A 22634-nucleotide genomic window follows, 5' to 3' on the forward strand; every position below is an offset into this window, starting at 1 on the left:
CTCTGTTACGACGCGGGCGAACGCTCTCGCAAGTCAGGACTGACCGATGATCCCTCGCTACTCCCGGCCGGAAATGGTGGCCATCTGGTCGCCCGAAACCCGGTTCCGCATCTGGTTCGAGATCGAGGCCTACGCTTGCGACGCGCTGGCCGAGCTCGGCGTGATCCCGAAGGAGGCCGCCAAAACCATCTGGGAAAAAGGCGGGGCGGCGAAGTTCGACGTCGAGGCGATCGACGAGATCGAGCGCGTCACCAAGCACGACGTCATCGCCTTCCTCACCCACCTCAGCGAATTCGTCGGGCCGGACGCCCGCTTCATTCATCAGGGCATGACGTCCTCGGACGTTCTCGACACCTGCTTTGCCGTGCAGCTCACCCGCGCCAGCGACATCCTTCTGGCCGACATCGACGGCCTGCTTGCGGCGCTCAAGCGCCGCGCCTTTGAACACAAGGACACCGTCACCGTCGGCCGCAGCCACGGCATCCATGCCGAGCCGACCACCTTCGGCGTCAAGCTGGCGCAGGCCTATGCCGAGTTCTCGCGCTGCCGCGAGCGGCTGGTGCACGCGCGGGAGGATATTGCGACATGCGCCATATCAGGTGCTGTCGGCACCTTCGCCAACATCGATCCCTATGTCGAAGAACATGTGGCGAAGAAACTTGGATTGAAGCCGGAGCCGGTGTCGACGCAGGTGATCCCGCGCGACCGCCATGCGATGTTCTTTACGACGCTCGGTGTCATCGCCTCGTCGATCGAACGGCTGGCGACAGAAATCCGCCATCTGCAGCGCACAGAGGTACTGGAGGCTGAAGAGTATTTTTCGCCCGGGCAAAAGGGCTCGTCAGCGATGCCGCACAAGCGTAACCCGGTGCTGACCGAAAACCTTACCGGGCTTGCGCGCATGGTGCGTTCGTTCGCGCTGCCGGCGATGGAGAACGTGGCGCTCTGGCACGAGCGCGACATTTCGCATTCGTCGGTCGAGCGCATGATCGGCCCGGATGCGACGGTGACGCTCGATTTCGCGCTGTCGCGGCTGACCAGTGTCATCGACAGATTGCTCGTCTATCCCGACAACATGCTGAAGAACATGAACAAGTTCCGCGGCCTTGTGCATTCGCAGCGTGTGCTGCTGGCGCTGACCCAGGCCGGCGTCAGCCGTGAGGACGCCTACCGGCTGGTGCAGCGAAACGCCATGAAAGTATGGGAGCAAGGGGCTGATTTCCTTGAGGAACTTTTGGCCGACAGGGAGGTCACCTCAGCCTTGCCCGAGGCCGATATTCGTGAAAAATTCGACCTTGGCTATCATACCAAGCATGTCGACACGATCTTCAAGCGGGTGTTCGGAGAAGCGTGAGGCCACGCTGACCTTGTTTTGCGAGGCCACCTTCTCCTACAACAAGGGGAGAAGGTAAGACGGCGTCGACCTCGCCGCCAACCATCGAACTGCGAGATTTGCCGAGGCGCAAACGGCAGGCTCGCCCTTCTCCCCTTGTGTTAGAGGTGGAACGGCCCGCAGCGCCGAGGGGTGTTCCAGCCAGCGCAGCCTTCACCTGCTCAGCGCGCACCGTCAGATTCGAAGAATCAAGCCTTGCCGGGAACGGTCCTGATCACCGTTCCCCATGGATCCTCGCTGGTCGCTGCATCAGTCACATTGTCGGATCGCATTTCGACCCAAGCCAGGCCGGACCGGGAAGGATCGCGCCGGCCGGCGCCGGAACTCTGCCACGCATTGGCGCCGATGTGGTGGTGGTAGCCGCCTGACGACAGGAACACCGCCGCGCCACCATATTTCGCCACCGTGTCGAAGCCGAATTCCTGGTGCCACCAGGCTTCGGCGTCTTCCGGCCGACCGACGCGCAGATGGACGTGGCCGATGATGCTGTTGTCCGGCATGCCCTGCCAGCCGGCATCGCCGGCCGGCACTTCGGCGACGACCGACGAAATATTCAGCCGTTCGGTCGCCATCGCTATCTTGTCGCCATTCCATTTCCAGTCTTCATGGCGGCGGTCGGCATAGATCTCGATGCCGTTACCTTCAGGATCGGTCAGGTAGAGCGCCTCGCTGACCAGATGGTCGGAAGCACCGTCGATGCCGATATTGTTGGCGATGGCGTGGTTGATCCAGCGCCCGAGGTCGGCCCGGCTGGGCAGCAGGAAGGCTGTGTGGAAGAGGCCGGCGCTGCGCGGATCGTCGGGCTTCGCCGTTGCATCGGCCTCGATGTCGAGCAAGGGACGATTGGCGGCGCCCAGCGTGATCGTGCCGCCGGCGCGGCTCAGTTCCCGCAGACCGACGACGTCGTGATAATAGGCAGCGAGATTTTCGGCATCTCGCGCCCGCAACCCGACACGGGCAACGCTGACCGGGGTCGTGGCGGCAAAAGGCAATTCGCTCATCAAAGTCTCCGTTTGGGCGGCCTTCGACGAGATCCCCAAAGCCAGGAGCCCGGCGCCACCTACCATTGTACGTCGTGTCAGTTCCAAATCCTGGGTCTCATGCACACGGCTGTTTCTTTTCCCGATGAGAGATCGTCGTTCTCGATCGTTCACACAAGACGCCAAGAAGCGAACATGGTGTTCACTATTGTGAGCAATCGCAAATGATCAGACCCAGTTGCGCATGATCTTATACAAAAACCGCTTCACACTTTTGGGATCATGCGCGGTTGCACGAAACCGTGTCCCTCGCTACATGCGCGCCATGAAAGTCAGGGATGCAGACATTCTCATCGTGCCGGGCTACACCAATTCCGGCCCCGACCATTGGCAGAGCCGCTGGCAATCGAAATTGTCGACGGCGCGGCGCGTCGAGCAGGCGGAATGGTCGAAGCCAGTGCGCGAGGATTGGACGGCGAGCGTGGCGAAGGCGGTGAATGAGGCCGAGCGGCCGGTCGTCATCGTCGCGCACTCACTCGGCGTCGCCGCCGTGATCCAGGCAATGCCCCAGTTCCAACGCCCGGTCGCCGGAGCCTTCTTCGTGGCGCCGCCCGACGTCGCCAACCCCAAGATAAAACCCAGGCACCTGATGACCTTCGGCCCTTATCCGCGCGAGCCGCTGGCATTTCCCTCGGTGATGATCGCCAGCCGCAACGACCCGTTCTGCACGTTCGAGGTGGCCGAGGACATTGCCGGCGCCTGGGGTTCACTGTTCATCGACGCTGGCGAGGCCGGACATCTCAACGCCGATTCCGGCTTCGGCCCATGGCCGGAAGGCTCGATGACGTTCGCCAAATTCCTGACGGACCTTTAGTGCATGTCGCCCAAAAGCATGCCCTCGGGCCTGACCCGAGGGTGCGCAGCGGTTTTGGGACAACGACATGCATAAAAACAAAACTCTAGGATCCGATCGAGTCCCTCACGCTCTTCAGCAGAGTCTTTGCCCCCAGACCGATCAGCGCGTGCTCGGAGCCCATCGCCAGCAGCCGGTAGCCCATCGACACCACACGGCCGGCGATGGCCGGCTCGATGACGTAGATCGCGGCATGCTTGCCGGCCTTGCGTGTCCGCTCGGCGATCGAGGCAACTGTTTCCATCATGCTTTCGAGCGTCGAGTTGACGGCCGCGCCGTTCGACCAGGCAATCGAAAAATCCGATGGGCCGAGGAAGATGCCATCGATACCCGGCGTGTCGAGGATGCCGTCGAGCGCATCGAGCGCGGCGCGGGTCTCGACCATGGCGAAGGCCATGGTGCGCTCGTTGCTGTCGCGCAGCCAGTCGGCATAGTCGCCCTTGCCATGACGCGGAAAGGCATAAGTCGGACCCCAGGAGCGCTCGCCGAGCGGCGGGTACTTCATGGCGGCGGCAAACAGCCTGGCGTCCGCCACCGAATTCACCATCGGCGCAATCACCGCTTCTGCTCCGAAATCGACCGCGCGGCTGGCCATGTCGAAGCGGCCGACCGGAATGCGCACCAGCGCCGGTTTGTTGGCGGCCAGCACCGGCCCAAGGCCGCGCAACACGCTGTCCTCGTGATGTCCACCATGCTGCATGTCGAGCGTGACGGCATCGAAACCTTGTCTGGCAAGAATCTCGACCGTCAGGGCATCAGGTACGCCGGACCATGCGGTGCACAAGGTTTCATCGGCCGCAAGGCGTGACTTCAGGGACATGGGCGCCTTCCTTATTCGACCTCGCATCGGCCCGGAATCAGCCCGATGCGAGGAGTCAAAATTGAGCGTACTTGGTGCGTCCGAATGGATGCATGTCGCTCTAATGCAGTTCAGCCGGAAACAGCTGCAAAGGCAAAGAAAAACCGCCCGGAGGGGCGAGGCGGTCGATTGGTCCAGCGTGTCGACTGGCTCAGAGCAAGGATCAGGTGTTCTTGATCTGCTCGATTGCCTGCGCCATCAAATCGTCCATGGTGCGGCGAATCTGGTGGTCCGACTGGACGACCCCGGCTTCGTCGAAATCCTTGCGGATCTTGCGGAAAACGTCGTGGTCGCCGGCTTCCTCGATATCGGCGAGAACGACCTGGCTGGCATAGGCTTCGGCGTCGGCCCCGGCCTTGCCGAGCTTTTCGGCGGCCCACAGGCCGAGCGCCTTGTTGCGGCGGGCCGCGGCTTTGAACCGGAGTTCCTCGTCGATTACGAATTTTCGCTCGAAGCCCTCCTCGCGATCTTTCATGCTGCTCATGGCATCCCTCCGGTGAAATCCGATTTGGTTGGCGGTCGAAATGTGTGTATCGCCCTGCACAAACCAAAAGGCCGCGGGCCGGTCAATATGCTACGTCACTTGCTGCGCTGCGGCATTTCATTCCGGAAAGCGGTGATTGAAAGGATTTGCCGATTGAGCAAACAGTGCGATTGGGATAGACACCGGCATTGAACCCCTACCGTTGCCGCACTAATTTAGGCGGACGGACAGGAACTGGTCGCTTGCCGCCTGCCCGGAAATCCAGAGAAAAAATCAGATGAAAAATCGCCGCCGCATTTATGAAGGCAAGGCCAAGATCCTCTATGAGGGCCCTGAGCCGGGAACACTGATCCAATTCTTCAAGGACGACGCGACCGCTTTCAACAAGAAAAAGCACGAAATCGTCGATGGCAAGGGTGTGCTCAACAACCGCATTTCCGAGCACATCTTCAACCATCTCAACCGGATGGGCATTCCAACCCATTTCATCCGCCGGCTCAACATGCGCGAGCAGCTGATCAAGGAAGTCGAGATCATCCCGCTCGAGGTGGTCGTGCGCAACGTCGCCGCCGGCTCACTGGCCAAGCGTCTTGGCATCGAGGAAGGCACCGTGCTGCCGCGCTCGATCATCGAATTCTATTACAAGGCCGATGCGCTCGACGACCCGATGGTGTCTGAAGAGCACATCACCGCTTTCGGCTGGGCAAGCCCGCAGGAGATCGACGACGTCATGGCGCTGGCCATCCGCGTCAACGACTTCCTCTCCGGCCTATTCATGGGCGTTGGCATTCAGCTTGTCGACTTCAAGATCGAATGCGGCCGGCTGTTCGAAGGCGACATGATGCGCATCGTCGTTGCCGACGAGATCTCGCCGGACTCGTGCCGTCTATGGGACGTGGCGACCCAGGACAAGCTCGACAAGGATCGTTTCCGCCGCGACATGGGCGGCTTGGTCGAAGCCTATCAGGAAGTCGCCCGCCGCCTCGGCATCATGAACGAGAACGAGCCGCCGCGTCCCGCCGGACCAGTGCTCGTCGCCTCGACCGATGGCGTCAAAGGCAAGCCCCACTGAGATTTTTGCCGCTCAATACTGCGAACAGGAGATGTCCAGCGTGATCAAGGCCCGCATTACCGTCACCCTCAAGAACGGCGTGCTCGACCCGCAAGGCAAGGCGATCGAACACGCATTGTCCGGGATGGGCTTTGACGGCGTCGGCCAGGTGCGGCAGGGCAAGGTTTTCGATGTCGAGCTTGCTGAGAGCGACAAGGCCAAGGCCGAAGCCGATCTCAAAGCTATGTGTGACAAGCTTCTGGCGAATACGGTGATTGAGAACTATAGTGTGGCCATTACCTGAGGTTGTGCCGGAGGGTATATGACTGAAGCCACGAACGAGTTGATGTACGAGCTGCTGAAGCGTGTGCACCACGAAGTTGCTGAACTTCGACAAGATGTTTCCGAAGTGAAGCGGGAGTTGAACGTCGTTCGGAGTCCCATGGTCGCAACCCAAAGCGACATCCATAACATTTACGGCATTCTTGGCCGTCAAGACGATCGTCTCGAACGCATAGAACGCCGTCTCGAATTGCGCGAACTTGCCGAAGCCCAGAGGCCTTTCGAACCGAAATGAAATCAGCCGTCGTTCTTCTCCCGGGCCTCAACCGTGACCGCGACATGATCGCGGCGCTGACCAAGATTTCGGGAACACCACCGGTCACCGTCTGGCAGACCGACACCGAAATCCCCGATGTCGACCTGATCACCATTCCCGGCGGCTTCTCCTTCGGCGATTATCTGCGCTGCGGCGCCATTGCCGCGCGCATGCCGGTGATGCGGGCGGTCGCCGAAAAGGCGGCCAAAGGGGTCATGGTCATCGGCGTCTGCAACGGCTTCCAGATCCTGGTCGAGGCCGGCCTCTTGCCGGGCGCGTTGATGCGCAACACGTCGCTGAAATTCGTCTGCCGGCAAGTCAAGCTGCAGATCACCAACGCTAACACGATGTTCACCCGCCGCTATCAGCCAGGGCAGATCATTCGCTCGCCGGTGGCGCATCATGACGGCAATTACTTTGCCGACGCCGAGACGCTGGGCAGGCTCGAAGGCGAAGGCCAGGTCGTGTTTCGCTATGCCGAAGGCACCAATCCCAACGGCTCGATCAACGACATTGCCGGCATCATCAATGGCCAGGGCAATGTGCTCGGCTTGATGCCGCATCCCGAGAACCTGATCGAAGCGGCGCATGGCGGCAGCGACGGCCGGGCACTGTTCGAAAGTGCCCTCGGCATCGCCGCTTGATATCTTCAGCCTTCATCTTTTTTCCGAATTCGATATAGGCGCCGCATGAGCCCGAGACAGACGATCGCCCGCCTCGCACTCGTCGCCACCGCCGGCCTTGTGCTCGCCTCCTGCCAGTCGAAGCCGAAAAGCGCACCGGCGCCTTCTGGCAAGAGTGCGGCGCTGCTTGCCATGGAACAGGTGGCGATCGCCGCCCACAAATGCTGGATCGCCAGCAAGGATCCCGCTTTCAAGCCCTATCAGATGGCCAACGAGCTGAACTCGTTCACCGGCACGCCGCGCTTCCTGCTGGTCCCGGCCAAGCATTATGGCGCAAAGCCGTTGCTGGTCGTGCAGGCGCAAGGCAATTCACGCCGGGTGGACGTGTACGGTCCGCTGATGAACGAGCCGCTCGGCGCACGCGTCGGCTCGGACATTGCCCGCTGGCAGGCCGGCAACCCGGCCTGCGGTGCGGCTGCATAGCGTCATGGCTTGCTGCAGATCGCCGGCCTGGTCATAGGGCTGACCGGGCTTGTCCTGCAAATCTGCATCACCATTGCGGCTTCGATGGCGGCTTGAGACGGGGGCACGCGAGGCGTATTTTCAATCCCAGAACCGCCTCAGACCCTCACGGTGGGCGTCGGCACGCGAGATGCCGATATCCTTGAGCTGATCGTCGGTCATTTCCAGCAAGACCAGCCGGCTGCGCCGGCGATCCAGCAGGCTGTTGATCCGGTTTGCGAGTGAGCTGACCATTCGCACCACGCGACGGACGTAGCCTTGCCGGCCTGACGGGCGGGCTCCGGGCAATTCAGCTCTTTTGTAACGGATTGTATCGATTGCAGCCATTTTCATGCCACCGTAATTCGAGATTGTACCCTTTTGTCGCGCAGTTCATATGTATTGACTCTTAATTCGGTGCAATATAGAAAATTGTCACCATGACAAATTGGCTTCCCGATCTTACGTCTAGCTCCGGGCCCCTGTATCAGCGGCTTGCAAATTCCATCGAAACGGACATCGACCGTGGGGCGATCGCCGCGGGGGCGAAACTGCCGCCGCAGCGCGATCTGGCATACGACATCGGCACGACCGTCGGCACGGTCGGTCGGGCCTACCAATTGTTGCGCGAGCGGGGGCTGGTAAGCGGCGAAGTCGGACGCGGAACCTATGTCCTGGGCCGGCATGACACCAAAACCGATCTGCTGGCGCCCGACCCGCACGTGGAAGGCACGCGCTCTATCGATGCGCCTCGCGGCAAGCTGCGCTTCGACAGCACGGCCGCGCCTGATACTGGCCAGGGCGCCATTGTCGCCGATGTGCTGTCGCGCACGGCGCAGGACCATCCGTATGAGATTTCAAGCTATACGCGGGATTTTCCCGACCGCTGGTTCGAGGCCGGCTGCAGCTGGCTGTCGCGAAATTCGTTTCGCCCGAGCCGCGATGGCATCGTTCCGACGCTCGGCACCCATGCCGCGGTTATGGCGACGATTGCCGCGCTGACCACGCCCGGCGACTATATCGTCTTCGAGCACCTCACTTATTCGCAAATTTCACGCAGCGCCGGCCTGATCGGCCGCCGCACGGCGCTGGTGACGTCGGACGCGGAAGGGCTCGATCCAGAGGATTTCGAGCGCGTCTGCGCGCAAAAACACCCGAAAATGATGTTCCTGATGCCGACGGCCCAGAACCCTACACTTGTAACGCTGTCGGCAACGCGCCGCGAGGCCATCGCGCGCGTCGCACGCGAATACAATGTCATCCTGATCGAGGACGATCTCTATGGCGATCTGACCGACGACCCGACGCCGCTCCTGGCCGAATATGCCCCCGAACGGACCATCGTTGCCGGCGGCCTGTCGAAATCCGTTGCGGCGGGCGTTCGCGGCGGCTGGCTCGCCTGTCCGCCGGCCTATCGCCACCGGATCCGGGTCGCTCACAAGATGCTGACGGGCGGCCTCCCCTTCCTGCTGGCGGAAGTGTGTAGCCGGCTGGTTCTGTCCGGCCAAGCCAGCGAGATGCGCAAGCGCAGCATCGTCGAGATCAACGCGCGCATGGCGATCGTGCGCAAGACGTTGGCGGGATTCGACTTCAACGCACTAGACAATGTGCCCTTCGTCTGGCTCACCCTGCCCGATCCATGGCTTTCCGGCACGTTCAAGAATGCCTGTCTCGAACATGGCGTGCTCATCGACGATGAGGACGAGTTCAAGGCGGGCCGTTCCGCGCAGGTTTTTCACGGCGTGCGGTTTGGCGTTTCACAGCCGGAGCGACGAGAGGACATCGCGGGCGGCGTCGGCGTGATCCGGCGGCTGCTGGACGAGGGCCGCGCCGGTTACGACAGCTTCTCGTGAAGCGGCTTGAAACCGGCGGGCCGAGTGGCGATCTTTCGCTACTTGCTGCACCCTTTCCATCGTTTTTCGTCGCTTGATGGGTGTATCGGCTGCAAAGCTTGCGATAAGACGGGTTTCGATCCCAAGGATATAAATTGCCGCCCATGACCATTTCCAATTCCGTGCCGATCACTCCGGAACTCATTGCCGCGCACGGGCTGAAGCCCGACGAATATCAGCGCATCCTCGACCTGGTCGGGCGCGAGCCGAGCTTTACCGAGCTCGGCATCTTTTCGGCGATGTGGAACGAGCACTGCTCGTACAAATCCTCAAGAAAATGGCTGCGCACGCTGCCGACCACCGGGCCGCAGGTCATCCAGGGGCCGGGCGAGAATGCCGGTGTGGTCGATATCGGCGATGGCGACTGCCTCGTCTTCAAGATGGAGAGCCATAACCACCCCTCCTTCATCGAGCCTTATCAGGGTGCGGCGACCGGCGTCGGCGGCATCCTGCGCGATGTCTTCACCATGGGCGCCCGGCCGATCGCGGCAATGAACGCGCTGCGCTTCGGTGCGCCGGACCATCCCAAGACCAAGCATCTGGTTGCCGGCGTCGTTGCCGGCGTCGGCGGCTACGGCAATTCGTTCGGCGTGCCGACGGTCGGCGGCGAGGTCAATTTCGACGCGCGCTACAATGGCAATATCCTGGTCAACGCCTTCGCGGCGGGGCTCGCCAAGACCGACGCGATCTTCCTGTCGGAAGCCAAGGGCGTCGGCTTGCCGGTCGTCTATCTCGGCGCCAAGACCGGCCGCGACGGTGTCGGCGGCGCCACCATGGCCTCGGCCGAATTCGACGACAGGATCGACGAGAAACGGCCCACCGTTCAGGTCGGCGACCCGTTCACCGAAAAATGCCTGCTCGAAGCCTGCCTCGAACTGATGGCGTCCGGCGCCGTCATCGCCATCCAGGACATGGGTGCTGCCGGCCTCACCTGCTCGGCGGTCGAGATGGGCGCCAAGGGCGACCTCGGCATCGAGCTCGACCTCGACAAGGTGCCGGTGCGCGAGGAGCGCATGAGCGCCTATGAGATGATGCTGTCGGAGAGCCAGGAGCGCATGCTGATGGTGCTGCGCCCCGAAAAGGAAAAGCAGGCCGAGGCGATCTTCCACAAATGGGGCCTGGACTTCGCCATCGTTGGCAAAACAACCGACGATCTCCGCTTTCGCGTGCTGCACCAGGGCGACGAGGTCGCCAATCTGCCGATCAAGGACCTTGGCGACCAGGCGCCGGAATATGACCGTCCCTGGACCGAGCCGAAGAGGCCGGCGCCCCTGGTGGCCGGCGATGCACCGCAAGCCGATGTCGCCGAGGCGCTGCTGAAACTGCTTGGCGGACCCGACCTGTCCTCGCGCCGCTGGGTATGGGAACAATACGACACATTGATCCAAGGGAATTCGCTGCAGCTTCCGGGCGGCGATGCCGGCGTGGTGCGCGTCGAGGGTCATCCGACCAAGGCGCTTGCCTTCTCCTCCGACGTGACGCCGCGCTATTGCGAGGCCGACCCTTACGAGGGCGGCAAGCAGGCGGTGGCGGAATGCTGGCGCAATCTGACCGCCACCGGCGCCCTGCCGCTCGCGGCCACCGACAATCTCAATTTCGGCAATCCGGAACGACCCGAGATCATGGGCCAGTTGGTCGGCGCCGTGAAAGGCATCGGCGACGCCTGCCGCGCGCTCGGCTTTCCGATCGTCTCCGGCAATGTCTCGCTCTACAACGAAACCAACGGACGAGGCATCTTGCCGACGCCGACCATCGGCGGCGTCGGACTGATCGCCGACTGGTCCAGGATGGCGCGGATCGGCTTTGCCGCCGAGGGCCAGATGATCCTGCTGGTCGGCGCCCCGTCCATGTGGGGAACGCATCTCGCCCAGTCGGCCTATATGCGCGACATCCATGGCCGCACCGATGGCCCGCCGCCGCCGGTCGACCTCGACCATGAAAAGCGCGTCGGCGACCATGTACGCGCCTTGATCGCCTCCGGCGTCGTCACATCAGCACACGACGTTTCCGACGGCGGCATTGCCGTCGCGCTGGCCGAGATGGCGATGGCGTCCGGCATCGGCGCGACCGTCCCCGGCCTGGTCGGGACCGATCCGATCCCGGTCTGGTTCGGTGAGGATCAGAGCCGCTATCTCTTGACTCTGTCGATCGATCCGCAGAGCGACGAATGGGATGCAATTCGCGAACAGCAAAGCAAGCTCGGCATTTTCGCGCCGTGGATCGGCTCGACGGGCGGCCGTGAGTTGAAACTCGGCGAGGCGCGGGCGATCCCTGTCGGCGAATTGACCGCTGCCCACGAATCCTGGTTTCCTCGCTTCATGGCAAATGAGGTCGTGGACCCCTGATTTGATTGAGTGGGCCCGTTTCGGTGTGGTTCATCCGCCGTTTCGATCATATCTATGAGATCACGACCTGAACAAGGAATCCTCGCATGGCAATGGACGCGCACGACATCGAACGGTTGATCAAGGAAGGCATTCCGGACGCCAAGGTGACGATTCGCGACCTGGCCGGCGACGGCGATCATTATGCGGCCGAAGTGGTGGCCGAAAGCTTTCGCGGCAAAAGCCGCGTCCAGCAGCATCAGATGGTCTATGACGCGCTGAAGGGCAATATGGGCGGCGTGCTGCACGCGCTCGCTTTGCAGACCAGCGTGCCGGAGTAAGCTTTGAGGCTGAAGTGGCCTGGGTCGTGGATTTTGCGCCATTTGCGTGACGAGGCGGCAAACGTCTTGTTTCAGGCAACCTATGGGTTTATTTGAAAGGGATGTTTCGAGCCCGACTCTCGCGGGCATGAAAGGATTCTCTATGAGCGGTATCAACGACTACATCGACAGCGAAGTGAGGGGCAACGACGTCGTTCTCTTTATGAAGGGCACGCCGGGTTTCCCGCAATGCGGATTTTCCGGTCAGGTCGTGCAGATCCTCGACTATATCGGGGCCGACTACAAGGGCGTCGACGTGCTGACCTCGGCCGAGCTGCGGCAAGGTATCAAGGAATACTCCAACTGGCCGACGATCCCTCAGCTCTACGTCAAGGGTGAGTTCGTCGGCGGTTGCGACATCGTCCGCGAAATGTTCCAGGCTGGCGAACTGCAGACGTTCCTCGTCGAAAAGGGCGTCAGCGTCAAAGGCGCCGCCTGACGAACATTTAGGGCATTTCGCCAAGCTGATTATTTTCCCACTATCGGGGCACAAGACGAATGAATGCGCCGGTGCGCCGGCGCTTTTTCGTTTGAAGATCGGACTTTGCCGTGGACCAGCATGCACAAGCGCCGGAGGCAAGCACCTTGCCTATTCCGCGCTGGGAATTCATCGCGCTGTGCGCGGCGTTGATGGCGCTCAACTCGCTGGCCATCGACATCATGCTGCCGGCGCTGCAGCAGATCGGCGCCTCGCTGGGCGTGGAAAATGAAAACTACCGCCAATATGTGATTGCCGCCTATATTCTGGGCTTCGGCGGCGGACAGCTTTTCTTCGGGCCGATCTCGGACCGCTTCGGGCGCCGCGCGCCGCTGGTCGTCGGGCTGGTCATCTATGTCGCAGCGGCGGCTGCTGCGGCTATCGCCCCATCATTCGCCATTCTTCTTCTGTGCAGGCTGGTGCAAGGCATTGGCGCGGCGGCCACCCGCGTCATCGCCGTCTCGATCGTGCGCGACACGTTCGAAGGCCGGCGCATGGCCGAAGTCATGTCGCTGATCTTCATGGTGTTCATGGCCATTCCGGTGGTGGCGCCAGGTATTGGCCAGTTCATCATGCTGTTTGCCTCCTGGCACTGGATCTTCATCACCATGGCGGCCGGCGCGCTGATCGTCTCGGCCTGGTCGCTGCTGCGGCTGCCGGAAACGCTGCATCCCGAATATCGCCGGCCGCTGACGGCATCATCCGTCCTTGGCGGTTTCCGCATCGTGCTGACCAATCGCATGGCGCTCTGCTACGCCTTTGCCAGCACCTTTATCTTCGCGGCCATGTTCGGCTTCATCGCCTCGGCACAGCAGATCTACGTCGATGTGTTCAAAGTCGGCGAGATGTTCCCCGTCATTTTCGCAGGGATAGCCGGCGTTCTCTCCTTTTCGAGCTATCTGAATTCGCGCCTCGTCGGCCGTATTGGCATGCGCCGCCTGTCGCAAAGCGCGCTGCTCTTGTTTCTGGCCATCAGTCTCGCCTGGCTGGTCGTTTCCATCCAAGTGATGATGCCGCTCTGGCTTTTCATCACCTTCTTTGCCTGTGCGATGGTCCCGTTCGGCGCGCTCGGCGCGAATTTCAACGCGCTCGCCATGGAGCCGCTCGGCCAACTGGCCGGGACGGCGTCGTCCATTCTGGGTTTCATGCAGACCTTCCTCGGCGGCGTGCTCGGCACGCTGATCGGCCAGGCCTTCAACGGCACGGTGACGCCCTTGGCCGCCGGATTCTGCAGCGTGTCGCTTGGCGCATTGGTGATGGTGCTGATCGCCGAGCGCGGCAAATTGTTCCAGCCGCAGAACCCGCCGGTTTAATGCCGGACGCGCCTTAGGATTCACCCCCGCTTGCTGCGGTGAAGCGAGGGAACAGCAAACGCCCTGCGATCGCTCCACCCATGCTGTCCGAAACGGGCAGTGGCAGAGCCTTGTCGAGAGCCTCGAGGACGGAGGCGACGAAGGCCCGGTTGAGGCTGCCATCGTTCCCTAGACGGGAGAAGGTGGCGCGAGGCTTGCCGATAAGCGTGCCGTTTCGGCGAATTGAGAACTGCAGCGTCAGGGTCATGCCCGCGGTTCCGGGCGGCGGCTCCCAGCAGGCGACGATCGCGGAGAACATCTCGTTTATGGTGTCGACGGGATCGGGACTGCGACAGCCGCGTTCCTGCGATGTTGCCGCGTTAGGACCGGCAACCAGGGCAAGGGCAAGGCCGACAATTGCGGACCGAGGTTTCATCTCGGGTCTCCGGTTTCGCGCGGACAAACGTAATGTAGCGAATTTTTCGATGAAAACCTCCATCGATATCAGCGCGGCGGATGGATCCTTTCAGACGTCGGCGTCGATAACGGCCAGCGCCGCGTCGATGCCTTTGCCGACCGCGAATTTCTGGCCCAACGAATTCATCGCGCCGCCAAGTGCCGCCAGCGCCGCGATCGCATAGATCGGCTGGGCGGTCGGGCCCATATGGCCGATGCGCGTCAGCTTACCCAATGTTTCGCCGCGGCCAGACGAGAACACCACGCCGTAGCGGGCGCGCGCGGCCTGGCGAAGCGCCTTCTCGTCGATGCCTTCGGGCGTCCGGACGGCAGTCGTGGTTGGCGAAGCGAAGGTGTCGCTGGCGGCCCAGATCGACAGACCCATGGCGACGACGCCGGCGCGCATGGCCCTAGCGGTGAGCGCGTGGCGCGCCCATACCGCCGCCGGGCCCTCGTTGAGGTAGAGGTCGAGCGCGACGTCGAGCCCGTTCATCTCCGCGACTGACGGCGTGAATGGAAACGGCTTGTCCTTCGACCAAGCATGCTCCCAGTCGACGATGCTGAGCATCGATGCGCGCGGGGCCAGTGGATTTGCCTTCATCTTGGCCCAAGCGCGCTCGCTGACGCCCATCATCGTGAGGCCGGGAGGCGCGCCGAGGCATTTGTTCGGGCCGGTGACATAGATGTCGGCCTTGCAGTCCTCCGGATGCGTTTTCATGCCGCCGAAGGACGAAATGGCATCGACGATCAGATAGGGCCCATGCGCCGAAACCAGCGCGCCGATGGCGTCGATCGGATTGATGGTGCCCGACGGCGTGTCGTGGTGGCAGACGGAAACGATGCTAATTTCCGGATGCGCTTCCAGCATTGCCGCAACCGCCTGCGGATCGATCGCCTCGTTGTACGGCACCTCGATTTCGAGCAGATGCGGCGAATAGCGCTTCGCCCAATCGCCAAACCCCTTGCCGTACACACCGGAGGCAAGGTTGAGCACGACGTCGTCGGGCGTGATCAGGGAGGCTGCCGCCGCCTCCAGCCCAAGCACCGGCTCGCCATGCAGAATGACCGGCTTGTTCGACAGCCGCATCGCCTTCTGCGCCTTGTCGACCACACGCTCGTAAAAGAGCTGGAACGCCGGATCGTGATCGTAGAGCACGGTCCGGCCGACGCCGCGCAGCACATCGGGATAGGCGTTCACCGGCCCGGCAGTAAGCGTGATGACCGGTTCGGCGTGTTCGGGATAGCGCATGGTCTTTCTCCGCATCGGCGGCGATCAGCCGTAGAACTGCGTGTAAGTCTTGAAGTTCTCCATGTCGTGCGAATACATCAGCTCGGCGCCATAATCCTCGGCTAGCTTATCCGGGCCGATGCCAAACGGCCTATTCCGCCCAGAGTTCCCGGCGCAGTTCTCGCCAGCTTGCTTCGTCCGGTGCGACAAGAAGGCCGCCGCCGAGATGCGAAGGCCGATAGGCGCTGCCGTCGAAACGCGCCGCGTAACCACCGGCCTCGGCATGGATCAGCACACCGGCCAGATGATCCCACGGCATCAGCTTGTTGTAGACGACGAAGTGGGCGTGGCCGCTCGCCAGCAGGCGATATTCGTGAGCCGCGCAGCGATAGCCGAATTGCGAAAGACATTTCGTCTGGTTGCGCGCCAGCCGTGACCGTTCCGGCTCGGGCATGTACTGCCAGGAAACCGCGCCGGTCATTTGGGAGATCGGCGCAGGCTCGGCGACACGCACCTTCTCCAAAGTGCCATGCGCATGCCGTATGTGGCTGCCAGCACCCCTGGCGCCGATCAGCCAGTCCTTGCCGACGGGATCGTGAATGATGCCGGCGACGGTCTCGCCCTTCACCACGACGCCGAGCATGACGCCGAACAGCGGCACGCCTGAGGCGAAATTGAAAGTGCCGTCGACGGGATCGATGACGAAGGCGAGATCGGCTTCGCCGAGGCCCTGGAGCAACTCCGGGTCGTCGGAGCAGGCTTCCTCGCCGACGATCATCGCCTGGGGGTAGCGTTCACGCAGCCTGACGGTGATGAGCCGCTCGGCACTCACATCGGCCTCAGTCACCAGATCGGCCGCCGAGGTCTTCTGGCGGATGTCGCCCTCATCCAGCCGGCGAAAGCGCGGCATGATCTCGGCAATGGCAGCGTCGGACAGAAGCTGGGCCAGCCAGTCGATCGCGGTATCGTCAAATGTCATCGGGAACGTCTTGCCTTGCGGTCAGGGTTTCGTTGAGGGCGGCGAAATCGAACAGCTTTCTGTCGAGCAGATGCGAAGGCCGCACATTGGTCATGGCGTGGATCATCGTGTCCTTGCGGCCGGGCATGCGCTTTTCCAGGTCGTCGAGCATCGCCTTCATCGCATTGCGCTGCAAGCCGTCCTGGCTGCCGCACAGATCGCATGGGATGATCGGGAACTTCATGGCGCCGGCGAATTTTTCGAGATCGGCCTCGGCGCAATAGGCGAGCGGCCGCAATACCATGACGTCGCCGTCGTCGTTGAGCAGTTTTGGCGGCATGGCGGCGAGGCGCCCGCCATGCAACAGGTTCATGAAAAAGGTTTCGAGAATGTCTTCGCGGTGGTGGCCGAGCACCAAAGCCGAGCAGCCCTCCTCGCGCGCGATGCGGTAGAGATGGCCGCGCCTGAGCCGCGAGCACAGCGAACAATAGGTGCTGCCCTGGGGAAGCTTTTCGGTCACCACCGAATAGGTGTCCTGATATTCGATGCGGTGCGCAATGGCGTATGTGTTGAGATAATCGGGCAGAATGTGTTTCGGAAAGTTCGGCTGGCCCTGGTCGAGGTTGCAGGCCAACAGGTCAACCGGCAGCAGCCCGCGCCATTTGAGGTCGAGCAGCAACGCCAGCAGGCCGTAGGAATCCTTGCCGCCAGACAAGGCGATCAGCCAGCGATCGCCGGGCCTGATCATCGAAAAATCGTCGATCGCCTGGCGGGCGAGACGCAGCAGCCGCTTGCGCAGCTTGTTGAATTCGACGGAGGACGGCACATCGGCAAACAGCGGATGAAAGCCGCCTGGGGCGTCAGTGATCGGTTCGATTGTTTCTGGCAGCATGTTCATGGCGCGGCGGCCCCAAAGATCCTTGTTGCTGCCCGGAGTAGCGCATCGGCCCGAAAACCGAAATCGATTTTCAGAAGCCCAAAGAAAAGGCCGCCTCGAGAGCGGCCTTCGATGATGTCGAGATGAAGAAATCGATCAGCGTGAATAGAATTCGACGACCAGGTTCGGTTCCATCTGCACGGCGAAGGGAACATCCGACAGGCCGGGGATGCGCCCGAAGGTCGCGGTCATCTTGTTGTGGTCGACCTCGATGTAATCAGGCACGTCGCGCTCGGCCAGGCCTACCGATTCCAGGACGATCACCAGCTGCTTCGACTTTTCGCGCACTTCGATGACATCGCCCGGCTTGCAGCGGTATGAGCCGATGTTGACACGCTTGCCGTTGACGTTGATGTGGCCGTGATTGACGAACTGGCGAGCAGCAAAAATGGTCGGCACGAACTTGGCGCGGTAAACGACCGCGTCGAGACGCGACTCGAGCAGGCCGATCAGGTTCTCCGAGGTGTCGCCCTTGCGGCGGTTCGCCTCTTCATAGACCTTGCGGAACTGCTTTTCCGACACGTCGCCGTAGTGACCCTTCAGCTTCTGCTTGGCACGCAGCTGCAGGCCGAAATCGGAAAGCTTGCCCTTGCGGCGCTGGCCGTGCTGGCCGGGACCGTATTCGCGTTTGTTGACCGGGGACTTCGGGCGGCCCCAGATGTTTTCGCCGAGACGGCGGTCGATCTTGTATTTCGCGGATTCGCGCTTGCTCATCGCATTCCCTTTCAAAAAGACACACCCGGAACCTCATGGTCCGGGTGAAGGAAACGCGCCCTCCTCTGGCCCCCGTTTTCGAGACCTGACAGGGTTCTCCCACGCAACGCGGCGGAAAACCCACGGGACACGTCATTCTAGACAAAACTCCGGGAAGAATAGAGCGGCTTCCCAAATGTCTTGCGCACATAAAGAAACCACCGGACATTGCGGCCCGGTGTTGGTGGGCTGATTAGACGGAGATTTGACTGGTGTCAAGCTCGCGGCTGGCGTCGGTGATGGCAAGACCGCGGGCTGTGTGCTGGACCGCGGCTATCCAACCATGGGACCGGTGCCGACCTCGGGTGCGGACAAGCCGCTAGTGTTTCGATTTCTTCTCCGGCAGGCCCTTGCGCTTGGTCTCGGCGAACTCCTCAAGCTGCTTTTCGCTCATCGACTTGTACATTCCCTTCGAAGCGCCCTTGAGCTCGCTCTTCTTGGTTTCGCCTCGCTTGGCGGACAATGCCGCGCCGGCGGCTTTCTGCTGGGCTTTTGAAGTGGCTGGCATGATCGTTTCTCCCGTCTTGCGATAAGGGAAAAACGCACCGGTCGTGGTGATGTTCCCGGACATCAGGAAATCGCCAGCCCAAACCCCTGCATCAGGCGGCGAGTCGGAAAATCAACCCGCTTCGAGGTGAAGACAGCAAGGTCGGCGCCTTCCGGCAACGCCTCGCCGCGGTGGCTGGCCTCGGTGCCCGCGAGCAGCGAGAGGGCGCGTCGCGCGATCGCCTCGGCGGGATCGAGCCAATCGACCGGCCAAGGTGCCGTCTTGCGCATGCGATTGGCCAGAAAGGGATAATGGGTGCAGGCAAGCACGACGATGTCGGTCCGCAGTTCATCATGTTCGACGAAGCACGGCGCGATCTCGGCACGCACCGCCTCTTCATCGACAAAGCCATCGCGCATATAGACTTCGGCCAGTCCCGCCAGACTGTCGCTGCCAACCAGGCGGACATGGCATTTCTGCGCCCATTTGCCGATCAGGTCGCGGGTATACTGGCGCTTGACGGTGCCGGGCGTCGCCAGCACCGAAACCAGCCCCGAGCGCGTGCGTTCCGCCGCCGGCTTGATCGCCGGCACCGTGCCGACGAAAGGATGACGGGCAAATCTTTCGCGCAACGCGTCGATGACCAGCGTCGAGGCGGTGTTGCAGGCGATGACCGAAACGGCCGGCGAAAAACGGTCGAGCAGCTTGCCGAACAGCTCCAGTACATGTGACTTCAGTGCCGCTTCCTCCCAAGCCCCGTAAGGGAAAGCCGCATCGTCGGCGACATAGACGAAGCGGCGGTCAGGCATCAGCACCCGCGCTTCGCGCAGCACCGTCAGGCCGCCGATGCCGGAATCGAACATCAGGACAGGGCGGGCGCTTGAAGGATCGGTCATTGTCATCGTCTACAGGAGAAGGCCGCGGGCCCGCGGCGGGAAGATGGTCACAAATCCCTGATCCATCATTTTCGGGATGATGGACTACCACCAAATAACATTCGGTTACGGCGAGGGACTGTCTCTTAGGCCTGGTCCTTGTCTGTCGCCTTGGCGGCGCGCGCCGCCGCTGCCGGAAGCCGCCTTGGATCATCGCCCGGCGATCCGTCGCCGCGCGGCATGGCCGGCGAAAACCTGTCCAGCGATGATATTATGCCGCGCAGCACCTTGAGCTCCGGCTCGGCGAAGCCGGCGCGCGTCAGCACCGCGCGCAGATTGTCGACCATTTTCGGCTTCTTCGCCGCTGGGCGGAAATAGCCGCGCGCTTCGAGCGCGCCTTCCAGATAGGCGAACAGGCCGTGCAATTGTTCCTTGGTAGCCGGCATCATGTCGGGGCTGGAAAAATTGGTTTTCGTCTCATCCTCCAGGCCGGACTTCATCCATTCATAGGACATCAGCAGGGCGGCCTGGGCGATGTTGAGCGAGGAGAAGGCGGGATCGACCGGGAAGGTGACGATCTCGTCGGCGAGGCCGACCTCGTCATTGTAGAGCCCGAACCGCTCGCGGCCAAACAGGATGCCGGTGCGCTGTCCGGATCGCTGGCGCGCTCTCAGCGCCCTGCCCGCCTCGACCGGTCCGCGCACCGGCTTGAAATTATCGCGCGCGCGCGCCGTGGTGGCGAAGACGAAGTTCAGGTCGGCGACCGCCGAGGCAAGAACGTCATATACTCTAGCGGCATCGATGACGTGATCGGCGCGGCTCGCGGCAGCGCGCGCCTTTTCGCTCGGCCAGCTGTCGCGCGGATTGACGAGGCGCAGTTCGGACAAACCGAAATTCGCCATGGCACGCGCGACCATGCCGATATTCTCGCCGAGCTGCGGCTCGACCAGGATGATCGCCGGGCCTGTGGCAGGAAGGATGTCGTTGCTGGCTTGCATTCTCTCAATGAACTGCTGTTTGCGGTATTTCAGCGTTCCCTGCCATATCCGGCCGCGAAAATGAAGCTTTCGCAAGGAACGCCCGATGCCAGGGGCGAGCCCGCTGGCGCGGATCGCCGTTTGCGCGGCCAAAAATGCTTTGATATACGGGCCGCATCCCCGGCCAAAGCCATGCGGGCAAGGCCGTCCCGATCCCCAACAATGAGGCATTCTTTCCATGGCGAAGATCAAGGTGGCGAACCCGGTCGTCGAACTCGACGGCGACGAGATGACCCGCATCATCTGGCAGTTCATCAAGGACAAACTGATCCACCCCTATCTCGACCTCAAGCTTGAATATTACGACCTCAGCGTCGAGCACCGCGACGCCACCAACGACCAGGTGACCATTGATTCGGCCAATGCCATCAAGAAGCATGGCGTCGGCGTGAAATGCGCGACGATCACGCCCGACGAGCAGCGCGTCGAGGAATTCGGGCTGAAGAAGATGTGGAAGTCGCCGAACGGCACCATCCGCAACATCCTCGGCGGCACCATCTTTCGCGAGCCGATCATCATGAAGAACGTGCCGCGGCTGGTGCCCGGCTGGACCAAGCCGATCATCGTCGGCCGTCATGCCTTCGGCGACCAGTACCGCGCCACCGATTTCCGCTTCCCCGGCAAGGGCAAGCTGACGATCAAGTTTGTCGGCGAGGACGGCAAGGTGATCGAGCATGACGTGTTCGATGCGCCGGCCGCCGGCGTCGCCATGGCCATGTACAATCTCGACGACTCGATCCGCGAATTCGCCCGCGCCTCGCTCAATTACGGCCTGCTGCGCAACTACCCGGTCTACCTCTCGACCAAGAACACCATCCTCAAGGCCTATGACGGCCGCTTCAAGGACATTTTCCAGGAAGTCTACGAGGCGGAGTTCGAAGCCGAGTTCAAATCCAAGAAGCTCTGGTACGAGCACCGGCTGATCGACGACATGGTTGCCTCCAGCCTGAAATGGTCGGGCGGCTATATCTGGGCCTGCAAGAACTATGATGGCGACGTGCAGTCGGACACGGTGGCGCAAGGTTTTGGGTCGCTCGGCCTGATGACGTCGGTGCTGATGACGCCGGACGGCAAGACGGTGGAAGCGGAGGCCGCGCACGGCACCGTCACCCGTCATTATCGGCAGCACCAGAAGGGCGAGGAAACCTCGACCAATTCGATCGCCTCGATCTTCGCCTGGACGCGTGGCCTGGCGCACCGCGCCAAGCTCGACGACAATGCCGAGCTGATGCGTTTTGCCGAGACGCTGGAAAAAGTATGCATCCAGACTGTCGAGGCCGGCTTCATGACCAAGGATCTGTCGCTGCTGATCGGTCCCGACCAGCCATGGCTTTCGACCACCGGCTTCCTCGACAAGATCGACGAGAACCTGCAGAAGGCGATGGCCTGACCAGTCCAGCGTTGTGAGCAGGCCCGTCGTCTACGGGGCGGACTACAGCGTCTATGTGCGCATCGTCCGCCTCGCACTCGAGGAAAAAGGCATCGACTACGAACTTGTGCCGGTCGACATCTTTGCGGCCGACGGCATTCCGGGCTGGTATTTCGACCATCAGCCGTTCGGCCGCATCCCGGCCTTCGAGCATGACGGGTTCCGCCTCCACGAGACCAGCGCGATCACCCGCTATGTCGACGAAGCGTTCGACGGCCCGGCGTTGCAACCGATCGAAGCCCGGCCTCGCGCGCGTATGAACCAGATCATCGCCATGCTGGATGCCTATGCCTATCGGGCCATGGTCTGGGATGTCGCCGTCGAGCGGCTGGAAAAGACGACGCCTGACGAGGCTTTGATCGCCAATGGGCTTCGGCAGGCGAGAACGACACTACAGGCGCTCTCATCGCTGAAAGCCGAGGGGCCATGGCTGTTGGGAGCGGAACTGACGCTGGCCGACCTGCATGCAGCACCCATCATCCGCTATTTCGTCAAGGTCACTGAGGGGCGGAAGCTGCTGGCCGAGTTCGCCGATATCCAGGCCTGGTGGGCTCGCATCGCCGAGCGCCCGAGTTTTGCGAAGACCGAAAAGGCCGGGCGACAAAGTCCGAAAGGCCGAGGGACAGCGCCCCATAGGCGCTAACTTAGGGCACGAGCGTTATCCTTGCTGCGGCGGATTGGCTTTTTTCGTCGCCTCGGTGGATCG

The 22634-nt window shown here is 62.0% G+C and carries 26 protein-coding genes; 14 read left to right on the forward strand and 12 right to left on the reverse strand.

Annotated elements, in window-relative coordinates; translation table 11 throughout:
- Positions 1–46 precede the first annotated feature (46 nt).
- Positions 47–1354 carry an adenylosuccinate lyase gene (gene purB, locus NMG70_RS22770; protein ID WP_254026606.1) on the forward strand — a complete coding sequence of 436 codons (1308 nt, stop codon included), beginning with the start codon at positions 47–49 and terminating at the stop codon, positions 1352–1354.
- A gap of 227 nt (positions 1355–1581) precedes the next feature.
- Here purB and NMG70_RS22775 read toward each other — a convergent pair whose 3' ends face one another.
- Entirely contained in the window at positions 1582–2394 is an 813-nt protein-coding gene (locus tag NMG70_RS22775) for a VOC family protein (protein ID WP_254026607.1), read from the reverse strand.
- A 304-nt stretch (positions 2395–2698) separates the two neighbouring features.
- On the opposite strand from NMG70_RS22775, the gene NMG70_RS22780 reads away from it, so the two are divergent.
- A complete protein-coding gene (locus tag NMG70_RS22780; RefSeq protein ID WP_254026608.1) occupies positions 2699–3247 on the forward strand; it encodes an RBBP9/YdeN family alpha/beta hydrolase in 549 nt (182 codons plus the stop codon).
- Positions 3248–3332: 85 nt separating this feature from the next.
- On the opposite strand, the gene NMG70_RS22785 is transcribed toward NMG70_RS22780, so the two are convergent.
- Both NMG70_RS22785 and NMG70_RS22790 read right to left on the reverse strand, forming a co-directional pair.
- Positions 3333–4106: an HpcH/HpaI aldolase family protein gene (locus NMG70_RS22785; RefSeq protein ID WP_254026609.1), complete on the reverse strand. Its 774-nt coding sequence runs from the start codon at positions 4104–4106 to the stop codon at positions 3333–3335.
- A gap of 202 nt (positions 4107–4308) precedes the next feature.
- A complete protein-coding gene (locus NMG70_RS22790) occupies positions 4309–4629 on the reverse strand; it encodes a DUF1476 domain-containing protein (RefSeq protein ID WP_091591813.1) in 321 nt (106 codons plus the stop codon).
- A gap of 277 nt (positions 4630–4906) precedes the next feature.
- On the opposite strand from NMG70_RS22790, the gene purC reads away from it, so the two are divergent.
- Genes purC through NMG70_RS22815 form a run of 5 tightly spaced genes read left to right on the forward strand, consistent with a single transcriptional unit; the run spans position 4907 to position 7384 of the window.
- Positions 4907–5701, forward strand: a complete 795-nt coding sequence (gene purC / locus NMG70_RS22795) for a phosphoribosylaminoimidazolesuccinocarboxamide synthase (RefSeq protein WP_023674725.1) — start codon at positions 4907–4909, stop codon at positions 5699–5701.
- A gap of 40 nt (positions 5702–5741) precedes the next feature.
- On the forward strand, positions 5742–5984 hold the full coding sequence (gene purS / locus NMG70_RS22800) for a phosphoribosylformylglycinamidine synthase subunit PurS (protein ID WP_023798246.1): 243 nt from the start codon (positions 5742–5744) through the stop codon (positions 5982–5984).
- Positions 5985–6002: 18 nt separating this feature from the next.
- A complete protein-coding gene (locus NMG70_RS22805) occupies positions 6003–6257 on the forward strand; it encodes a hypothetical protein (protein ID WP_254026610.1) in 255 nt (84 codons plus the stop codon).
- On the forward strand, positions 6254–6922 hold the full coding sequence (purQ, locus tag NMG70_RS22810) for a phosphoribosylformylglycinamidine synthase subunit PurQ (RefSeq protein ID WP_254026611.1): 669 nt from the start codon (positions 6254–6256) through the stop codon (positions 6920–6922). Before NMG70_RS22805 ends, purQ begins: the two co-directional genes overlap by 4 nt.
- A 45-nt stretch (positions 6923–6967) precedes the next feature.
- Positions 6968–7384, forward strand: coding sequence for a hypothetical protein (locus NMG70_RS22815; RefSeq protein ID WP_254026612.1), 417 nt, complete (start codon positions 6968–6970; stop codon positions 7382–7384).
- 120 nt (positions 7385–7504) lie between these two features.
- On the opposite strand, the gene NMG70_RS22820 is transcribed toward NMG70_RS22815, so the two are convergent.
- Positions 7505–7750 carry a DUF1127 domain-containing protein gene (locus tag NMG70_RS22820; RefSeq protein WP_254026613.1) on the reverse strand — a complete coding sequence of 82 codons (246 nt, stop codon included), beginning with the start codon at positions 7748–7750 and terminating at the stop codon, positions 7505–7507.
- A 92-nt stretch (positions 7751–7842) separates the two neighbouring features.
- On the opposite strand from NMG70_RS22820, the gene NMG70_RS22825 reads away from it, so the two are divergent.
- The 5 genes from NMG70_RS22825 to NMG70_RS22845 all read left to right on the forward strand — a co-directional run bounded on the left by NMG70_RS22825 (position 7843) and on the right by NMG70_RS22845 (position 13789).
- Positions 7843–9255, forward strand: coding sequence for an aminotransferase-like domain-containing protein (locus NMG70_RS22825; protein ID WP_254026614.1), 1413 nt, complete (start codon positions 7843–7845; stop codon positions 9253–9255).
- Between the two features lie 143 nt (positions 9256–9398).
- Entirely contained in the window at positions 9399–11639 is a 2241-nt protein-coding gene (purL, locus tag NMG70_RS22830) for a phosphoribosylformylglycinamidine synthase subunit PurL (protein ID WP_254026615.1), read from the forward strand.
- An 86-nt stretch (positions 11640–11725) separates the two neighbouring features.
- Positions 11726–11959, forward strand: coding sequence for a BolA/IbaG family iron-sulfur metabolism protein (locus tag NMG70_RS22835; protein WP_023798252.1), 234 nt, complete (start codon positions 11726–11728; stop codon positions 11957–11959).
- 142 nt (positions 11960–12101) lie between these two features.
- Positions 12102–12437 (forward strand): Grx4 family monothiol glutaredoxin, encoded by a 336-nt coding sequence (gene grxD / locus NMG70_RS22840; protein WP_254026616.1) that lies wholly within the window; start codon positions 12102–12104, stop codon positions 12435–12437.
- A 191-nt stretch (positions 12438–12628) separates the two neighbouring features.
- Positions 12629–13789: a multidrug effflux MFS transporter gene (locus tag NMG70_RS22845; RefSeq protein WP_254026630.1), complete on the forward strand. Its 1161-nt coding sequence runs from the start codon at positions 12629–12631 to the stop codon at positions 13787–13789.
- Positions 13790–13802: 13 nt separating this feature from the next.
- On the opposite strand, the gene NMG70_RS22850 is transcribed toward NMG70_RS22845, so the two are convergent.
- The 8 genes from NMG70_RS22850 to NMG70_RS22890 form a co-directional block, all read right to left on the reverse strand.
- A complete protein-coding gene (locus NMG70_RS22850; RefSeq protein ID WP_254026617.1) occupies positions 13803–14204 on the reverse strand; it encodes a TonB C-terminal domain-containing protein in 402 nt (133 codons plus the stop codon).
- A gap of 90 nt (positions 14205–14294) precedes the next feature.
- Positions 14295–15473: a pyridoxamine--pyruvate transaminase gene (gene ppaT / locus NMG70_RS22855; protein WP_254026618.1), complete on the reverse strand. Its 1179-nt coding sequence runs from the start codon at positions 15471–15473 to the stop codon at positions 14295–14297.
- Between the two features lie 130 nt (positions 15474–15603).
- Entirely contained in the window at positions 15604–16431 is an 828-nt protein-coding gene (locus tag NMG70_RS22865) for an inositol monophosphatase family protein (RefSeq protein ID WP_254026619.1), read from the reverse strand.
- A complete protein-coding gene (ttcA, locus tag NMG70_RS22870) occupies positions 16421–17308 on the reverse strand; it encodes a tRNA 2-thiocytidine(32) synthetase TtcA (protein WP_254026620.1) in 888 nt (295 codons plus the stop codon). The genes NMG70_RS22865 and ttcA overlap by 11 nt, the downstream gene beginning before the upstream one ends.
- Before the next feature lie 135 nt (positions 17309–17443).
- Entirely contained in the window at positions 17444–18061 is a 618-nt protein-coding gene (gene rpsD / locus NMG70_RS22875) for a 30S ribosomal protein S4 (RefSeq protein ID WP_127317332.1), read from the reverse strand.
- Positions 18062–18419: 358 nt separating this feature from the next.
- Positions 18420–18608: a DUF3008 family protein gene (locus tag NMG70_RS22880; protein WP_023717374.1), complete on the reverse strand. Its 189-nt coding sequence runs from the start codon at positions 18606–18608 to the stop codon at positions 18420–18422.
- 62 nt (positions 18609–18670) lie between these two features.
- On the reverse strand, positions 18671–19483 hold the full coding sequence (gene murI / locus NMG70_RS22885; protein WP_254026621.1) for a glutamate racemase: 813 nt from the start codon (positions 19481–19483) through the stop codon (positions 18671–18673).
- 125 nt (positions 19484–19608) lie between these two features.
- Positions 19609–20460 (reverse strand): RNA methyltransferase, encoded by an 852-nt coding sequence (locus NMG70_RS22890; protein ID WP_254026622.1) that lies wholly within the window; start codon positions 20458–20460, stop codon positions 19609–19611.
- Positions 20461–20677: 217 nt separating this feature from the next.
- Between NMG70_RS22890 and NMG70_RS22895 the strand changes: the two genes are divergently transcribed.
- Together NMG70_RS22895 and NMG70_RS22900 are read left to right on the forward strand one after the other, a co-directional pair.
- Entirely contained in the window at positions 20678–21889 is a 1212-nt protein-coding gene (locus NMG70_RS22895; protein WP_254026623.1) for an NADP-dependent isocitrate dehydrogenase, read from the forward strand.
- A gap of 13 nt (positions 21890–21902) precedes the next feature.
- Positions 21903–22571 (forward strand): glutathione S-transferase family protein, encoded by a 669-nt coding sequence (locus tag NMG70_RS22900; protein WP_254026624.1) that lies wholly within the window; start codon positions 21903–21905, stop codon positions 22569–22571.
- Positions 22572–22634 lie beyond the last annotated feature (63 nt).

The organism is Mesorhizobium ventifaucium (assembly GCF_935822925.1).
Lineage (GTDB): Bacteria > Pseudomonadota > Alphaproteobacteria > Rhizobiales > Rhizobiaceae > Mesorhizobium > Mesorhizobium ventifaucium.

Coding starts and splice junctions, on each gene's coding strand:
- purB (WP_254026606.1), top strand. CDS start 47: ATGATCCCTCGCTACTCCCGGCCGGAAATGGTGGCCATCTGGTCGCCC.
- NMG70_RS22775 (WP_254026607.1), bottom strand. CDS start 2,394: ATGAGCGAATTGCCTTTTGCCGCCACGACCCCGGTCAGCGTTGCCCGT.
- NMG70_RS22780 (WP_254026608.1), top strand. CDS start 2,699: ATGAAAGTCAGGGATGCAGACATTCTCATCGTGCCGGGCTACACCAAT.
- NMG70_RS22785 (WP_254026609.1), bottom strand. CDS start 4,106: ATGTCCCTGAAGTCACGCCTTGCGGCCGATGAAACCTTGTGCACCGCA.
- NMG70_RS22790 (WP_091591813.1), bottom strand. CDS start 4,629: ATGAGCAGCATGAAAGATCGCGAGGAGGGCTTCGAGCGAAAATTCGTA.
- purC (WP_023674725.1), top strand. CDS start 4,907: ATGAAAAATCGCCGCCGCATTTATGAAGGCAAGGCCAAGATCCTCTAT.
- NMG70_RS22805 (WP_254026610.1), top strand. CDS start 6,003: ATGACTGAAGCCACGAACGAGTTGATGTACGAGCTGCTGAAGCGTGTG.
- purQ (WP_254026611.1), top strand. CDS start 6,254: ATGAAATCAGCCGTCGTTCTTCTCCCGGGCCTCAACCGTGACCGCGAC.
- NMG70_RS22815 (WP_254026612.1), top strand. CDS start 6,968: ATGAGCCCGAGACAGACGATCGCCCGCCTCGCACTCGTCGCCACCGCC.
- NMG70_RS22820 (WP_254026613.1), bottom strand. CDS start 7,750: ATGGCTGCAATCGATACAATCCGTTACAAAAGAGCTGAATTGCCCGGA.
- NMG70_RS22825 (WP_254026614.1), top strand. CDS start 7,843: ATGACAAATTGGCTTCCCGATCTTACGTCTAGCTCCGGGCCCCTGTAT.
- purL (WP_254026615.1), top strand. CDS start 9,399: ATGACCATTTCCAATTCCGTGCCGATCACTCCGGAACTCATTGCCGCG.
- NMG70_RS22835 (WP_023798252.1), top strand. CDS start 11,726: ATGGCAATGGACGCGCACGACATCGAACGGTTGATCAAGGAAGGCATT.
- grxD (WP_254026616.1), top strand. CDS start 12,102: ATGAGCGGTATCAACGACTACATCGACAGCGAAGTGAGGGGCAACGAC.
- NMG70_RS22845 (WP_254026630.1), top strand. CDS start 12,629: ATGGCGCTCAACTCGCTGGCCATCGACATCATGCTGCCGGCGCTGCAG.
- NMG70_RS22850 (WP_254026617.1), bottom strand. CDS start 14,204: ATGAAACCTCGGTCCGCAATTGTCGGCCTTGCCCTTGCCCTGGTTGCC.
- ppaT (WP_254026618.1), bottom strand. CDS start 15,473: ATGCGCTATCCCGAACACGCCGAACCGGTCATCACGCTTACTGCCGGG.
- NMG70_RS22865 (WP_254026619.1), bottom strand. CDS start 16,431: ATGACATTTGACGATACCGCGATCGACTGGCTGGCCCAGCTTCTGTCC.
- ttcA (WP_254026620.1), bottom strand. CDS start 17,308: ATGAACATGCTGCCAGAAACAATCGAACCGATCACTGACGCCCCAGGC.
- rpsD (WP_127317332.1), bottom strand. CDS start 18,061: ATGAGCAAGCGCGAATCCGCGAAATACAAGATCGACCGCCGTCTCGGC.
- NMG70_RS22880 (WP_023717374.1), bottom strand. CDS start 18,608: ATGCCAGCCACTTCAAAAGCCCAGCAGAAAGCCGCCGGCGCGGCATTG.
- murI (WP_254026621.1), bottom strand. CDS start 19,483: ATGACCGATCCTTCAAGCGCCCGCCCTGTCCTGATGTTCGATTCCGGC.
- NMG70_RS22890 (WP_254026622.1), bottom strand. CDS start 20,460: ATGCAAGCCAGCAACGACATCCTTCCTGCCACAGGCCCGGCGATCATC.
- NMG70_RS22895 (WP_254026623.1), top strand. CDS start 20,678: ATGGCGAAGATCAAGGTGGCGAACCCGGTCGTCGAACTCGACGGCGAC.